The sequence below is a fragment of the Vibrio sp. 10N.239.312.D08 genome (genome assembly GCF_041466145.1).
GTDB lineage: Bacteria > Pseudomonadota > Gammaproteobacteria > Enterobacterales > Vibrionaceae > Vibrio > Vibrio crassostreae_C.
In genome coordinates this window covers 18,434-33,566 of the sequence record NZ_JBFSSD010000058.1, presented here as the reverse complement: position 1 = coordinate 33,566, position 15,133 = coordinate 18,434, and the positions used below count along the sequence as shown (strand labels likewise).

14 protein-coding genes and 1 riboswitch are annotated in these 15,133 nt (G+C 44.3%); of the genes, 8 read left to right on the top strand and 6 right to left on the bottom strand.

The features are described from left to right. Nucleotides 1-117 precede the first annotated feature (117 nt). Nucleotides 118-1,395 carry an adenosylmethionine--8-amino-7-oxononanoate transaminase gene (gene bioA, locus AB6D58_RS21615; protein WP_372158422.1) on the bottom strand — a complete coding sequence of 426 codons (1,278 nt, stop codon included), beginning with the start codon at nucleotides 1,393-1,395 and terminating at the stop codon, nucleotides 118-120. 159 nt (nucleotides 1,396-1,554) lie between these two features. Between bioA and bioB the strand changes: the two genes are divergently transcribed. The 4 genes from bioB to bioD are packed head-to-tail and all read left to right on the top strand — an operon-like array spanning nucleotide 1,555 to nucleotide 5,298. Then, nucleotides 1,555-2,607: a biotin synthase BioB gene (gene bioB, locus AB6D58_RS21610; RefSeq protein ID WP_016792500.1), complete on the top strand. Its 1,053-nt coding sequence runs from the start codon at nucleotides 1,555-1,557 to the stop codon at nucleotides 2,605-2,607. Then, the gene (bioF, locus tag AB6D58_RS21605; RefSeq protein ID WP_372126497.1) at nucleotides 2,594-3,814 is read left to right on the top strand and encodes an 8-amino-7-oxononanoate synthase; all 1,221 of its coding nucleotides are present in this window, start codon (nucleotides 2,594-2,596) and stop codon (nucleotides 3,812-3,814) included. Before bioB ends, bioF begins: the two co-directional genes overlap by 14 nt. Further along, nucleotides 3,815-4,618 (top strand): malonyl-ACP O-methyltransferase BioC, encoded by an 804-nt coding sequence (gene bioC, locus AB6D58_RS21600; RefSeq protein ID WP_017060254.1) that lies wholly within the window; start codon nucleotides 3,815-3,817, stop codon nucleotides 4,616-4,618. After that, nucleotides 4,615-5,298 (top strand): dethiobiotin synthase, encoded by a 684-nt coding sequence (gene bioD, locus AB6D58_RS21595; protein WP_017060255.1) that lies wholly within the window; start codon nucleotides 4,615-4,617, stop codon nucleotides 5,296-5,298. The genes bioC and bioD overlap by 4 nt, the downstream gene beginning before the upstream one ends. A gap of 114 nt (nucleotides 5,299-5,412) precedes the next feature. Here the strand turns inward: bioD and AB6D58_RS21590 are convergent, their stop codons facing one another. After that, the gene (locus tag AB6D58_RS21590; protein WP_186728084.1) at nucleotides 5,413-5,580 is read right to left on the bottom strand and encodes a hypothetical protein; all 168 of its coding nucleotides are present in this window, start codon (nucleotides 5,578-5,580) and stop codon (nucleotides 5,413-5,415) included. Between the two features lie 277 nt (nucleotides 5,581-5,857). Between AB6D58_RS21590 and htpX the strand changes: the two genes are divergently transcribed. After that, nucleotides 5,858-6,721 (top strand): protease HtpX, encoded by an 864-nt coding sequence (gene htpX, locus AB6D58_RS21585; RefSeq protein ID WP_372126499.1) that lies wholly within the window; start codon nucleotides 5,858-5,860, stop codon nucleotides 6,719-6,721. 314 nt (nucleotides 6,722-7,035) lie between these two features. On the opposite strand, the gene purB is transcribed toward htpX, so the two are convergent. From purB to mnmA, 3 genes are all read right to left on the bottom strand, one after another. Next, the gene (gene purB / locus AB6D58_RS21580) at nucleotides 7,036-8,406 is read right to left on the bottom strand and encodes an adenylosuccinate lyase (protein ID WP_017068077.1); all 1,371 of its coding nucleotides are present in this window, start codon (nucleotides 8,404-8,406) and stop codon (nucleotides 7,036-7,038) included. A gap of 143 nt (nucleotides 8,407-8,549) precedes the next feature. Then, entirely contained in the window at nucleotides 8,550-9,167 is a 618-nt protein-coding gene (hflD, locus tag AB6D58_RS21575; RefSeq protein WP_017060259.1) for a high frequency lysogenization protein HflD, read from the bottom strand. Nucleotides 9,168-9,210: 43 nt separating this feature from the next. Continuing rightward, entirely contained in the window at nucleotides 9,211-10,347 is a 1,137-nt protein-coding gene (gene mnmA, locus AB6D58_RS21570) for a tRNA 2-thiouridine(34) synthase MnmA (RefSeq protein ID WP_017060260.1), read from the bottom strand. 204 nt (nucleotides 10,348-10,551) lie between these two features. Here mnmA and AB6D58_RS21565 point away from each other — a divergent pair, with 204 nt between their 5' ends. Continuing rightward, nucleotides 10,552-10,821, top strand: a complete 270-nt coding sequence (locus AB6D58_RS21565) for a hypothetical protein (RefSeq protein ID WP_010439986.1) — start codon at nucleotides 10,552-10,554, stop codon at nucleotides 10,819-10,821. A 102-nt stretch (nucleotides 10,822-10,923) separates the two neighbouring features. After that, nucleotides 10,924-12,228: an inosine/guanosine kinase gene (locus tag AB6D58_RS21560; protein WP_017060261.1), complete on the top strand. Its 1,305-nt coding sequence runs from the start codon at nucleotides 10,924-10,926 to the stop codon at nucleotides 12,226-12,228. A 194-nt stretch (nucleotides 12,229-12,422) separates the two neighbouring features. On the opposite strand, the gene AB6D58_RS21555 is transcribed toward AB6D58_RS21560, so the two are convergent. Beyond that, nucleotides 12,423-12,833, bottom strand: coding sequence for an H-NS family nucleoid-associated regulatory protein (locus tag AB6D58_RS21555; protein WP_017060262.1), 411 nt, complete (start codon nucleotides 12,831-12,833; stop codon nucleotides 12,423-12,425). A gap of 364 nt (nucleotides 12,834-13,197) precedes the next feature. Next, a riboswitch (Lysine riboswitch) is annotated at nucleotides 13,198-13,375 on the top strand. A gap of 112 nt (nucleotides 13,376-13,487) precedes the next feature. Between AB6D58_RS21555 and AB6D58_RS21550 the strand changes: the two genes are divergently transcribed. Beyond that, the gene (locus AB6D58_RS21550; protein WP_017060263.1) at nucleotides 13,488-15,080 is read left to right on the top strand and encodes a Na+/H+ antiporter NhaC family protein; all 1,593 of its coding nucleotides are present in this window, start codon (nucleotides 13,488-13,490) and stop codon (nucleotides 15,078-15,080) included. The last annotated feature ends 53 nt before the right edge of the window (nucleotides 15,081-15,133 follow it).

The window sequence follows — 15,133 nt, the reverse complement described above, 5'->3', positions numbered from 1 at the left end:
GTACGGTGGTGTGAGAGGACGGAGGCCGTGAGGCCTCCTCCTACTCGATTAATTAAATGATTTATTAATGAAGATATATAGAAATAATCGTCGCTCTTGTTTAGAGCAATAAACGCCTTATTTAAAGCAATGAGTATTTTGTAATGCAGTGTCGATAGCAGCGACCAATTGCTCAATATGTTGTGGTTTGATAATAAACGGAGGCATCATATAAATTAGCTTACCAAACGGACGGATCCAAACGCCTTGCTCTACAAAGTGAGCTTGAATGGCTTCCATATCGACGGGTGTGTGAGTTTCAACGACGCCAATAGCGCCTAACCAACGCACGTCTTTAACCAGTTCATGTTCTCGCAACGGTGGTAACAACTCAGAAAAGAGCTGTTCAATCTGTTGAGTCTGATTTTTCCAATGGCCTTGCTCGATGATGGATAAACTTGCCGCACCGACTGCGCAAGCCAATGGGTTGCCCATAAAGGTTGGCCCATGCATAAAGCAGCCTGCTTCACCGCCACATACCGTGTCAGCAACTTCCTTACTCGCAAGCGTCGCTGACAATGTCATATAGCCACCAGTTAAAGCTTTGCCTACGCATAATATGTCCGGTTGAACATCGGCATGCTCACAAGCGAACAGTTCCCCTGTGCGGCCAAATCCGGTCGCAATCTCATCCAAGATCAGCAATACGTTGAATTCATGACACAGCAAGCGAACTTGTTTTAGGAACTCAGGGTGGTAGATGCGCATGCCGCCAGCCCCTTGAACGATAGGCTCTAAGATCACCGCTGCGACTTCTTGATGGTGTGCTGCCAGCTTTTCTCGAAAACTATCGATGTCACTTGAGTTCCACTCATCCCAAAAGCCTGTTTTTGGCGAATCAGCGAAAATATGTTCCGGCAAAAAGCCTTTGTAGAGGCTGTGCATCGAGTTGTCAGGGTCGGTCACTGACATCGCCGCAAAGGTATCACCGTGGTAGCCATCTCTTAGTGTGAGGAACTTTGAACGAGGTTGTCCTTTAGCGTGCCAATATTGCAGTGCCATTTTTAGGCTAACTTCTACGGCTACTGAACCTGAATCGGCCAAAAATACATGCTCAAGATTACTTGGCGCGAGATTCAAAAGCTTCTTACATAGATCGATAGCGGGCTGGTGGGTGATACCACCAAACATAACGTGTGAAACCTTATCGATTTGACTGTGAGCCGCAGCATTTAGCTCAGGGTGATTGTAGCCGTGGATGGTTGACCACCAAGATGACATACCATCAATAATTCGTTTTCCGCCTTCTAATTCTAGGTGAACACCGTCTGCGTTGGTGACTGGATAGCAGGTCAGAGGTGTTAACGTTGATGTGTAGGGATGCCAGATATGCTGGCGATCAAAGGCGAGATCCATAGTAACTTCCATTTTTGGTGTGGTTAAAAAACAACCATATGTAAACTTTTGATATTATCAATGTGTTGACAGTCTAAAGCTTGTCGGTAGACTAGCCAAGCATAAATGCAATCTCTATTGATAGAGATGAAACATCAAATAATAAAAAAGGATCGACACGTGGAAGTTCGTCATGACTGGACAGTTGCTGAAGTAACAGCGCTGCTTGAAAAACCGTTTATGGATTTAATGTTTGAAGCTCAAGTGGTTCATAGACAGTACCAAGAGCACAACCACGTGCAGGTGAGTACGCTTCTATCGATTAAGACCGGTGCTTGTCCTGAAGACTGTAAGTATTGTCCTCAAAGTGCTCACTACCGAACGGATGTCGACAAAGAACGCCTAATGGAAGTAGAGCGTGTTTTGGATGCGGCGCAAAAAGCCAAGAACGCGGGCTCGACTCGTTTCTGTATGGGCGCGGCGTGGAAAAACCCGAAAGAACGCGATATGCCTCACTTGACTGATATGATCAAAGGTGTGAAAGGTATGGGTCTAGAAACCTGTATGACACTAGGCATGTTAACCCCTGATCAAGCTGGCGAGTTAGCGGATGCAGGCTTGGATTACTACAACCATAACCTTGATACGTCTCCCGAGTTTTACGGCAGCATCATCACCACTCGTACTTACCAAGATCGTTTAGATACGCTATCTCACGTACGTGATGCCGGTATGAAGATCTGTTCTGGTGGCATTATTGGTATGGGCGAAAGTACCAATGACCGTGCAGGCCTGCTGGTAGAGCTAGCGAACCTTCCGGTACACCCTGAGAGTGTGCCAATCAACATGCTCGTGAAAGTGAAAGGCACACCGATGGAAAACGTCGATGATGTTGAATCTTTTGACTTCATTAAGTTGATTGCGATTGCTCGTATCATGATGCCAATGTCAGCGGTTCGTCTATCTGCAGGTCGCGAGAATATGAATGAACAGATGCAGGCAATGTGCTTCATGGCTGGCGCGAACTCTATCTTCTACGGTTGTAAGCTACTGACTACGCCAAACCCAGATGAAGACACGGACATGCAGCTGTTTAAGAAGTTAGGCATCAACAGCCAACAAGTGGCTCAGAAGCCTGATGAAATTCAAGAAAACGAACTGTTAGATCAAGTAGTGGAGCGCGTTGCTGCTCGTCCAACGAAAGATGACATGTTCTACGATGCCACTGTTTAAATCCCGTATCAAAGATGCCCTTGTTCAACGCCGTGAGCAGGGGCTAACTCGTCAACTTAAAGTGCTCGAAAACAGTAATGGTCCTTTGCTTAATTGCGAAGGTTCTCGCTTTATTAATTTTTCGAGTAATGATTACCTAGGCTTGGCGAACGACCCTGAATTGGTAGAGGCGTGGCAAGCGGGGCTTTCCCTTTATGGTGCTGGCAGTGCGGCATCGCCATTGGTCACGGGTTTTAGTCCTGCTCATAGAAATTTAGAAGCTCAGCTGTGTGAATGGTTGGGCTTTGAACGTGCGATTCTCTTTAGTTCTGGTTTCAGTGCGAACCAAGCCTTGTTGTTTTCTCTGCTCGAAAAAGACGACTCTCTGCTGCAAGACAAGCTTAATCACGCCTCTTTGATGGAAGCGGGGATGCTTTCTCATGCAACCATGAAACGCTTTAAACACAACGACACGCAGCATCTAGAGTCTCTATTAAGCCGATCTCTACAATCCTTGGTCGTCACTGAGGGCGTATTCAGCATGGACGGCGATCAAGCGCCTCTCAGCCAGATATCTAACCTGACTCATCAATACGACAGTTGGTTGGCGGTTGATGATGCCCACGGTATCGGCGTATTAGGTGATAAAGGAGCTGGGAGTTGCAGTGCAGCACAAATCTCCCCCGATATTTTGGTGGTGACCTTTGGCAAAGCATTTGGCGTTTCTGGTGCTGCGATTCTTTGTTCGTCAGAAGTGGGTGATTACTTAACTCAGTTTGCTCGTCATCATGTGTACTCGACGGCGATGCCACCTTCACAAGCGGTGGCTTTATCTCATGCCTGTAAGATGACTCAAACTCAAGAGTGGCGCCGAGAAAAGCTGACTGAGTTAGGGTCTCTCTATGCAGAGCAGGTGAGCGGCTTGAAAGGCTTTGTGGATACTCAGACTCCGATTAAGCCATTTGTGATCGGTGAGGCTCAGGCTGCGCTCTCCGTTGCAGAAGAATTAAAGCGCAACCAAGTTTGGGTCACTGCAATTAGGCCACCCACGGTTCCGACCGGGACGGCTCGTCTGCGTATTACATTAACCGCCAATCACACTCAAAAGCAGATTCTTCAGTTAACCCGTTCGTTACGTCAAGCAGTCGAAAGAAATGTTCAATCAAGTGAATCAAGCTTTGAATCGAATAGCGAAACTCACATCGAAATAAACAATGAGGCTCAGTAAATGTCACAAGAAGCAGTAGTGCATAATTACGTTGGCCAAGATAAGAGTGCGATTGCCGAAGCCTTTGGTAAAGCGGCAACAACCTATGACAAACACGCTGAATTTCAACGCGATGTTGGCCACCGATTACTGGATAAATTACCCAGCGATCTGTCAGGCTTTAAGGTGCTGGATCTAGGTTGTGGTACTGGCTATTTCTCCGAGCAACTTGTAAAACGAGGCGCCGAAGTGGTTTGCGCTGATCTTTCTGTTGGAATGCTAGCAACAGCAGAGAAGCGGTGTGGTGCATCTGTATCTTTATATCAACAAGCCGATGCCGAACAATTGCCGTTTGAAGATGGGTGCTTTGACATCGTTTTCTCTAGCCTTGCGTTGCAATGGTGTGACGATTTGTCGTCGCCTTTGAGAGAGATGAAGCGTGTTACAGCGGCTGGTGGGCGTGTTATTTTCTCAACTTTGCTTGATGGGTCGCTGTTTGAACTGAAAAAGTCGTGGTCCAAAATTGACGCACATCAACACGTTAACCATTTTATTACAATCAATAAGGTAAAAATTGCGTTAGCGCAATCTAGCTGTACCGTTCATCAACTAGACTTGCCCACCATCACCGTTTGGTACGACACTGCGTTTGAACTGATGCGCGACCTTAAAGGTATCGGCGCTAATCACGTAAGTGGTCGCTCACAAGGTTTAACAAGTCGTCGCATGTTGCAGCTTGTTGATCGGGAATATCGAGAGTTTAAGAACCATCAAGGTTTCTTACCAGCAACATATCAAGTTTGTTTAGGGGTTATTCAATTATGATTGATGCATTATTCATTGCAGGTACGGATACCGAAGTGGGAAAAACTGTGGTTTCAAAAGCGATTCTTCAAGCTTTGGCCGCACAAGATTTATCAACAATTGGTTACAAGCCAGTTGCTGCAGGGAGTGAAAAATCCCCTGAAGGACTACGTAATAGTGATGCACTGCATCTTCAAGAAGCGGCGACGCAAGACATTGCTTACGAAGACGTCAATCCATACGCGTTGTTGCTACCATCATCGCCTCACATCGCTGCTAAGCATGATGGTGTTGTAATTGATGAGGCGGTATTATCAGCGAAGCTAGAAGAGCATAAGAAAAACTCTGACATCGTGTTAGTTGAAGGTGCTGGTGGTTGGCGAGTCCCGGTTTCAGACGATGAATATCTTTCTAGCTGGGTTAAAAAAGAGCAACTGCCAGTGGTACTGACTGTGGGTATTAAACTTGGTTGTTTGAGCCACGCTCTATTAACGGCAGAAGCGATTCGTGCTGATGGCCTAAACCTAGTAGGTTGGGTCGCAAACCGTATCAATCCAGGTACTGAGCACTACGCAGATATTATTGCGATGCTTGAAGATAAGTTAGGTGCACCTAAGTTAGGTGAAATCCCTTACGTCCCAAAAGCGAAGTCTAAAAACATTGGTAAGTACATTGATGTGCAGCCTTTGCTTGCGCTTTAATTACCACGTTATGTACTAAATAAGAAAAGGGCTGCGATTGCAGCCCTTTTGCTATTTTAAGCCTTTAGACCTTGAGTTGATAAACAACCGGTCTTTTAATAAACAAGCTTAGAACTAATGTTCTTTAGTCAGTCCCATTAAAGCTTGCTGAGTTTCTGTGATGTTTGCTTGCGCTGCTTCTGGCGTAAGAATACCGATCTGCTTTTTCGCTTCTTCTTCAGTAATCCCTAGGTGACAGCACAGTAAATCGATAGCCATTTGAGTGTTAGTACCTTCAACCATGATCGTTCCCTTTTTGTACATGGACTAGCCAATAAATCATCTGAAGTCACTGTAAACGGATTGTTATATCGACACCATACGACTTAGGTCTAATAGACCGTGATTAACTCAGCTATAATCTCGTAATCAAATGTTGCAATTTAATGCTTAACCTTGTTTTCTTAATCTAAGACTATATGTATAAGTAAGTATAAGTCTTCAAGGTTGGAATCTATTGCTGTCTGCCTTGTCTATAACAATAAGTTTTATAAAAACAGCTTTCATGCGGAGATAAGTAATGAAGCGAGTAATGTTGTTCCTTGCAACCAACCTAGCGGTTGTATTGGTACTAAGTGTTGTTCTTAATATTGTATACGCAGTCACAGGTATGCAACCCGGTAGCCTATCAGGCTTATTGGTGATGGCTGCGGTATTTGGTTTTGGCGGCTCATTCATTTCATTAATGATGTCGAAGAAAATGGCGCTACGCTCTGTAGGCGGCATGGTCATTGAAAGCCCACGTAACGAAACAGAACATTGGTTGATGGAGACGGTAAGCCGTCAATCTCAACAAGTTGGTATTGGTATGCCAACAGTGGCGATCTACGACTCGCCAGATATCAACGCATTTGCTACAGGTGCTAAGCGTGACGATTCATTGGTCGCAGTATCAACGGGCCTGCTACACAACATGACGCGTGACGAAGCTGAAGCGGTATTAGCTCACGAAGTTAGCCACATTGCGAATGGTGATATGGTGACAATGACTCTAATGCAGGGTGTTGTGAACACGTTCGTTATCTTCCTATCTCGTTTCATTGCGAATATTGTTGCGTCGAATGACAATGAAGAAGAGGGTGGCAGCAACATGATGGTGTACTTCGGTGTGTCTATGGTGTTGGAATTGGTATTTGGTTTCTTAGCAAGCTTCATTACGATGTGGTACAGCCGTCATCGTGAATTCCATGCCGATGCAGGTGCAGCGAACCTAGTAGGTAAAGAGAAGATGATTGCAGCGCTAGAGCGCCTAAAGGTGAGCCATGAGCCACAACTAGAAGGTTCTATGATGGCATTTGGTATCAACGGTAAGAAGTCTCTAACAGAGCTTCTAATGAGCCACCCGCCGCTAGACAAGCGTATTGCTTCTCTACGTAACATGTAATCGCTACGTATTCTTCAGTCGCTAATCGACAAGATACATTTGAAAGGCTTCCTTCGGGAGGTCTTTTTTGATCTTGGCATCTAAGACAGTAAGTATTCGAGGAATAGGTGTCTGGCGATAGAGGGTTACTGGTGATGAAGCATTACGATATTGATTGGTTGATATCGCACGGATTGAGATGAGTAGGGTAATGATACTGGGTTGCTTTGTATTATTTTGCTGACGTCTCTTGTGCTCAATACACTTTGTTCCGCTCAACAAAAAGGCTTCCACATGGGAAGCCTTAGTCTATTCTGTGATTCGAAATTCGAACCTTACAGTTTGTCAGTTAGCTCGATTGCTTGGCCGATGTAGTTCGCTGGAGTCATCTCTTTCAGGCGAACTTTCTCGTCTTCAGGGATCTCAAGACCATCGATGAATGCACGCATGCCTTCGCCATCTACACGTTTACCACGAGTTAGCTCTTTTAGCTTCTCGTATGGTTTTTCGATGCCGTAACGACGCATTACTGTTTGTACTGGTTCAGCCAATACTTCCCAGTTCTTGTCTAGTTCAGCAAGTAGCGCAGCGCGGTTAACTTCAAGCTTGCTAATACCTTTCAGAGTCGAAGTGTATGCAATGATTGCGTAGCCAACACCCACACCTAGGTTACGAAGAACCGTAGAGTCAGTAAGGTCACGCTGCCAGCGAGAAACTGGAAGTTTTTGTGCAAGGTGGCTGAATACTGCGTTCGCTAGACCAAGGTTGCCTTCAGAGTTTTCGAAGTCAATTGGGTTAACTTTATGCGGCATTGTCGAAGAACCGATTTCGCCAGCAATAGTCTTCTGCTTGAAGTGACCAAGAGCGATGTAGCCCCAAACGTCACGGTCGAAGTCTAGAAGGATAGTGTTGAAACGAGCAATTGCATCGAATAGCTCAGCGATGTAATCGTGAGGTTCGATTTGAGTTGTGTACGGGTTCCAAGTTACGCCAAGAGATTCAGTGATGAACTCTTCGCTAAACTGGTGCCATTCAACTTCTGGGTATGCAGAAAGGTGTGCGTTGTAGTTACCTACAGCACCGTTGATTTTCGCTAGGATCTCAACGTTTTCGATTTGCTTGTATTGACGTTCCATACGGTACGCAACGTTAGCCATCTCTTTACCCATAGTAGAAGGAGAAGCTGGCTGACCGTGTGTACGAGACAGTAATGGAATATCACGGTACTCGTTCGCAAGTGCTTTGATAGCATCAATTACGTTACGGATTTCTGGAAGAATCACTGTGTCACGAGCTTCTTTAAGCATAAGCGCGTGAGAGGTGTTGTTGATGTCTTCAGAAGTACATGCAAAGTGAATAAATTCGTTTACAGCGTGAAGTTCAGGAACGCCAGCAACTTTCTCTTTCAAGAAGTACTCAACCGCTTTAACGTCGTGGTTAGTCGTGCGCTCGATCTCTTTGATACGTAGAGCATCTTCTTCGCTGAAGTTAGCGGCTAGTTCATCAAGAAACTGGTTAGCTTCTGCACTGAACGCTGGTACTTCTTTGATTGCATCAGTTGCTGCAAGCTTTTGTAACCAACGAATTTCAACGATAGAGCGGTACTTTAGTAGTCCAAACTCACTAAAGATGCTGCGTAATGCAATAGTCTTACTTCCGTAACGGCCGTCTACTGGTGAAACAGCAGTCAATGCTGACAGTTCCATGGTGTTCTCCTGAATTGAGTTTTCTAAATTTTGAGAGGTTTATACCAGTAACAATCTCAATTGTCACGCACATTGCGCAATCGTTTGCGTGAGAGTTGTGTTGATACAAAAAACAAGCTCGCGACGAGGCGCGAGCTAATAAACTACATTCGAGCTAGTAGGATTTGAGCCTGCTCGATCATCTTCTTACGACCGAAGATAAGGTGGCGACGTTTACCGCCAACTTGACGCCATAACACAGCGCTTCGAATCCCTGATAGAAGCAGTGCGCGAACCTTATGTTGGCTCGATGTCTGCTGAAGTACAGACGGAGTACCAGAAACCTGAATGCGAGGGCCGATAGGGCTGACGACATCAAGGTAGATACTTGCAAGGTTGCTGATCATTTGCTCGTCAAACAGATCAAAGTGTTCAGTTTGGCGCTCTGCAGTTTGAATGCGGTCACCAAGCTGAGACATAGAGTCGTTGCGAGAAGACAGCTTACGCTCAAGCGCCATCAAGCTGATGATGTAACGCGTGATATCGCTACCTGCTGGAGTACTATCGATACCTTTTACTAAGCACTCAAGGCCAAGCTTTAGGTTCGCTTCACGTCCAAATACGCCCACGGTATTCGATGGGTTGGTATTTAAAATGGCACTGAGTGAAGCTTCAAAGGCATCTTTATCACAATGGCCGTCTTTCGCTACTTGTTGAACCAAAGCCACAGCTTGGCAAATTCCGGCGAAAGCAATAGTACGGTCATAAAGTGTATTAGCCACGTAGTAACTCCTAGTTGTCTTCTATTGTTTGTCGTTTGATTGATTAGATGCGCTTTTCGATGATACCACCACCAAGACATACTTCGCCTTGGTAGAACACTGCAGATTGACCTGGGGTCACTGCGATTTGTGGCTCATCAAAAATAACCTTAATGTTCTCATCATCAATTGGGATGATTGTACAAGGAATATCTGTTTGACGGTAACGTGTTTTTACCGTGCATGTCATAACTTCAGTAATTGGTGTGCGATTTACCCAATGAAGTTGAGATGCGATCAAGCCTTCTGATTTCAGAAGAGGGTGGTCTTTACCTTGTACTGCGATAAGTACATTACGCTTAAGGTCTTTTTCACCAACAAACCATGGTTCTTCGTTACCGCCACCACCTTTAGTGCCGCCAATATGAAGGCCTTTACGCTGACCTAGCGTGTGGTACATCAAACCTTGGTGTTGACCAATCACTTGGCCTTCAGGTGTTTCGATGTTACCCGGTTGTGCTGGTAGGTATTTGCCTAGGAACTCAGTGAACTTGCGCTCACCGATAAAGCAGATGCCTGTTGAATCTTTCTTCTTAGCTGTGATCAAGTCTTGCTCTTCAGCAATACGTCGCACTTCTGGCTTCTCTAATTCACCGACAGGGAATAGGCTGCGTGCCACTTGATCTGAGCTTAGCGTGTATAGGAAATAACTTTGGTCTTTGTTGCTGTCTAGACCGCGTAGCATTTCTGGTTTTACGCCAGCATCAAGCTCTTCTTGAGTTGGGAAAGTACGACGAACGTAGTGACCCATCGCAATGTAGTCTGCGTCTAGCACTTCATCCGCAAACTCTAAGAATGCTTTAAATTTGATTTCTTTGTTACAAAGAATATCTGGGTTAGGTGTACGACCTGCTTTGTACTCTTCAAGGAAGTATTCGAATACGTTGTCCCAGTATTCTGCAGCAAAGTTGATAGTGTGAAGGTGGATACCTAGTTTGTCACATACCGCTTGAGCATCAGCAAGATCTTCAGCTGCCGTGCAGTATTCTTCGTTATCGTCTTCTTCCCAGTTTTTCATGAAAAGGCCTTCTACCTGATAGCCTTGTTGCTGAAGAAGATACGCCGATACTGACGAATCTACACCGCCGGACATACCGACAATTACTTTCTTTTCGCTGTTTCCAGAGCTGATATCTGACATGTCTAAACACCGTTACTATTACTTGGTCGCAGATTCTAACAGAAAGAGAAACGCCGTGACAGATCCGAGACCGGAATCACAGTTTCATTTGCACAAATAGTGCGCTGACTTTGTTAGAGAATCGCATGAGAGCGAGGTGAGTCGCTATGATGTCAGAAGTATATGTGGCATAGTCGCTCGAAATCCAAGACCTGAGATAAAAAAATGTCTGAACAAAATGAATTTATGCAAGAAGAAGAGCTGATTGAGATCATCGAGAACCAGCTTGAAGATGGCGAACCAGTGAAAGTGAAAGAGACGTTGATGCGTTTAATGATGACAGGCACTCCACGTGAAGAAGCAATTGCGGCTATGGCATGTGCACTGGCAATTGAAGTATTTGACGTTATGAAAAACGGCGCGGAGTTTAATCAAAAACGTTACGCAGAGCATTTGGGCATGCTGCCTGATTTAAGCTTTATGGAAGGCGAATAAAAAAAACCTTCAGCAAACGTTTGCTATAGTTTGAAAGATTGCCGCGTTAAATATAGCGCGGTAGAATCCGCCACCTATTTCCCCTTGACTTAGACTAGCCCTATGAAATTCCCTGGACAACGTAAATCAAAGCACTACTTTCCGGTTCACGCTCGTGATCCTCTAGTGAGCCAAGCTCAAAGCAGTAAAAGAATGTCACGCACTCATATTATCGGTATTGACCAAACATTGGTGGATATTGAAGCAAAGGTGAGTTCTGAACTTATTGAGAAGTATGGTTTGAGCAAGGGACATTCACTGGTTATTGGCGACGCAGCCGCTGAATCTTTGTATCAAGAATTAAAAGAGCAGTGCCTGATTACCAATGAATACGCTGGTGGCACAATTGGTAACACATTACACAACTATTCAGTGCTAGCGGATGACCGTTCTACACTGTTAGGTGTAATGAGCCAAGATATTAAGATTGGTAGTTACGGTTATCGCTATTTATGTAATACATCAAGCAGAATGGATCTGAACCATTTACAAGGGGTAGATGGCGCAATTGGTCGCTGCTTTGCATTAATTACAGAAGACGGTGAACGTACTTTCGCAATTAGCGAAGGACAAATGAACCAATTAAAACCAGAAAGCATTCCTGAAAAAATCTTCAAAAGTGCTTCTGCTTTAGTTTTAACGGCTTATTTAGTTCGCTGTAAGCCAGGCGACCCGATGCCTGAAGCAACAATGAAAGCGATCGAATACGCGAAGAAATACGATGTGCCAGTCGTTCTTACACTAGGTACTAAGTTCGTTATTCAAGATGATCCAGAATTCTGGAAAGATTTCCTTGAGCAACACGTAACGGTTGTTGCAATGAATGAAGACGAAGCTGAAGCGTTAACGGGTGAAAGCGATCCACTGGCTGCATCAGATAAAGCGCTAGACTGGGTAGACCTTGTTCTATGTACTGCGGGACCTGTTGGCCTATTTATGGCTGGTTATACAGAAGATGCAGCTAAGCGTGAAACGTCACTGCCTTTACTTCCAGGTTCAATTGCGGAATTCAACCGTTTTGAATTTAGCCGTCCTGCGCATAAAGATTTATGTGAAAACCCAACTAAAGTGTATTCGCACATTGCGCCATACATGGGTGGACCAGAAAAGATCAAAAATACCAATGGTGCAGGTGATGCTGCGTTATCAGCTTTATTACATGATATGGCAGCTAATAAGTACCACAAAGAAAACGTGCCAAACTCAAGTAAACACCAACATTCATTCTTGACGTACTCTTCGTTCTCACAAGTTTGTAAATATTCTAACCGTGCTAGCTATGAAGTGTTGGTTCAACACTCTCCACGTTTATCTCGTGGCCTTCCTGAAAGAGAAGATAGCCTAGAAGAAGCGTATTGGGAAAGATAAGTTACTTTCTTTAATCAGTAGTACTATCAGTATCAGTTGGTTTCTAATACTGATAGTACAAATATAAAAAAGGCTCCGAAAGGAGCCTTTTTTGTTTCTGAATATATTGAAGTCGTAAATAATACTTTGGTCGACTTAAATATTAATTCTATCGCTTAGCGTGTAATTGATTACTCACTAAGTAAACTAAATGTTTAGATAGCAAACTCTTCTAGAGATTTACCAGCATCTAGCTGTTCTTGGATAGCTGAAGGCGTACGGCCTTGACCTGTCCAAGTCTTCTCGTCGCCGTTTGCGTCTACGTATTTGTATTTCGCTGGGCGAGGAGCGCGTTTAGCTTTTGTTGTTTTAGATTTTGCTTCACCAGAAAGTGCAGCAATAAGATCGGCAACATCAATTCCGTCTTTTGCAATTTGTTCAGCAATAGCAGAAAGCTTAGCTTCTTGCTCTGCTTTAGCAGCACGCTCTTCAGCTTCAGACTCTTGACGCTCTTGTACAACAATAGTCAGCTTGTCTAGCGCTTCTTCAAGTTGCTCAAGAGTTAATTCACGTGAGAACGCACGAAGGCTGCGGATATTTAATAGAGTTTTTGTTAATTCAGACATGATATTTTCCATCAAGGTAAACTAAATAATCTTCCTAATAATAAACAGAGCCTAGGAATAAAACAAATAGTATTTCTTCTATTACATATTTAAATATAAAAGTGAGATGAATAGTTGAAAATTCAGAGCAGTATTTCTATTGAATTTATAATAATTATTAAGAATATCTTAAAAAATGATATGTGACAGGTGGAGTAGTGAACTTATGTAGACTATTCTTCTATTGATTAGTTCATTAACAAAAAGCTATTTTTCTCGGAATGATATGTTGCATTGTTGCTCTTGATGAGTACAATTGCGGCTACCTGATGCGAGGTGTTGGTTAATTTGTTGTTAAACTCTGGTTTACACGGTTAATAATGTTATCGCACGTAGAGGTGCAATTATAAAAAGTAACTTCCGTTGGGGTGATGCCAATGAACGGGAATGAAAGGTGTAATTGCCGAAGTAAATTGTATATCTAAGCAATTTGCTGGGGTTGTGCTCAATAGGTACAACACTGCCATAGTCTTAATTTTAAACTATGGAGCGCTACTGTAGGGTTGGGTGAAGTGTTCACTTCCCTTTCGCTTAGTTCAACATGAGCTTGGTCAGCCGTATCAAGTTTGTCTGCAGTAGATCTCTAGCCAAATAAAAAACTGGTTTTTGAAGATCATGAATTTAATAGATTTTGCAACATCACCTTTATCTTTGCTTCCGCCCCTTGTGGCTTTGAGCCTTGCTATTGTTACCCGCCGTGTATTGGTTTCTTTGGGTGTCGGTATCATCATGGGTGCGATTCTACTTGCTGATTACTCAGTAGGTAACGCAGCTAGCTACGTGTTTACTAAAGCATCTGGTGTTTTCATCGAAGATGGTGGCATCAACACTTGGAACATGAGCATCATTGCATTCCTAATTATTCTTGGAATGACAACGGCATTATTAACACTGTCTGGCGGTACTCGCGCATTCGCGGAGTGGGCACAGTCTCGCGTTAAGAGTAAACGTGGTTCAAAACTACTTGCTGCTTTCTTAGGTGTATTCATCTTTGTTGATGACTACTTTAACAGCCTAGCGGTTGGTGCTATCTCTCGTCCTGTAACAGACCGCTTCTATGTATCTCGCGCTAAGCTTGCTTATATCCTAGATTCAACTGCGGCTCCTATGTGTGTGATCATGCCTGCTTCTAGCTGGGGTGCTTACATCATCACGATCATTGGTGGCATCTTAGTGACACACGGTGTGACAGAGTATTCTGCACTGGGTGCTTACGTTCGTCTTATCCCAATGAACTTCTACGCTGTATTCGCACTACTAATGGTGTTCGCAGTAGCATGGTTCGGTCTAGACGTTGGTAAGATGCGTGAGCATGAGATCGAAGCATCTCAAGGCCGTGGCTTTGAAGGTGACAACGATCAAAAGCAAGCTCACGATCTAAACGAAGAGTTGGATATCGAAGAGAGCGAAAACGGTTCAGTTTCTGATCTTGTTATGCCAATCGTATCGCTAATTGTAGCGACAGTGGCTGCAATGCTTTACACAGGCGGCCAAGCGCTGGCTGCTGATGGCCAAGCATTCAACCTTCTAGGCGCATTCGAAAACACGGATGTAGGTAAGTCTCTTGTTTACGGTGGTGTTATTGGCTTACTAGTAGCTCTAGCGACAGTATTCAAGCAAAAGCTATCTATGACTGATATCGCAAGAACAATGTGGATCGGTGCTAGCTCTATGTTTGGCGCGATTCTGATTCTTGTGTTTGCATGGACTATCGGTTCTGTTATCGGCGACATGAAAACGGGTTCTTACCTATCGTCTCTAGTAACAGGCAGCATTGATTACCACTGGTTACCGGTTATGTTGTTCCTTCTAGCGGGCGTTATGGCGTTCTCTACAGGTACATCTTGGGGTACGTTCGGTATCATGCTACCAATCGCGGGTGATATGGCTGCAGCATCGGATATCGCACTGATTCTTCCAATGCTAAGTGCGGTTTTAGCGGGTGCAGTATTTGGTGACCACTGTTCTCCAATCTCAGATACGACGATTCTGTCTTCTACTGGTGCTCGTTGTAACCACATCGACCACGTCTCGACTCAGCTTCCATACGCGTTGTCTGTAGCGTTCGTATCGTGCATTGGTTTCATCACTCTAGGTATGACATCTTCAATTGGCATCGCATTTGGCGCAGCGTCTCTAACGTTTGTTGCTGTATGTTTTGCATTGGCTTACTTCTCTCGCTGCAAAATGGCGACGTGCAAAAGCTAAAATTGAAAGTTAATCAGTAAACTATCAGGGAGGCGTTTGCCTCCCTTTTTTGT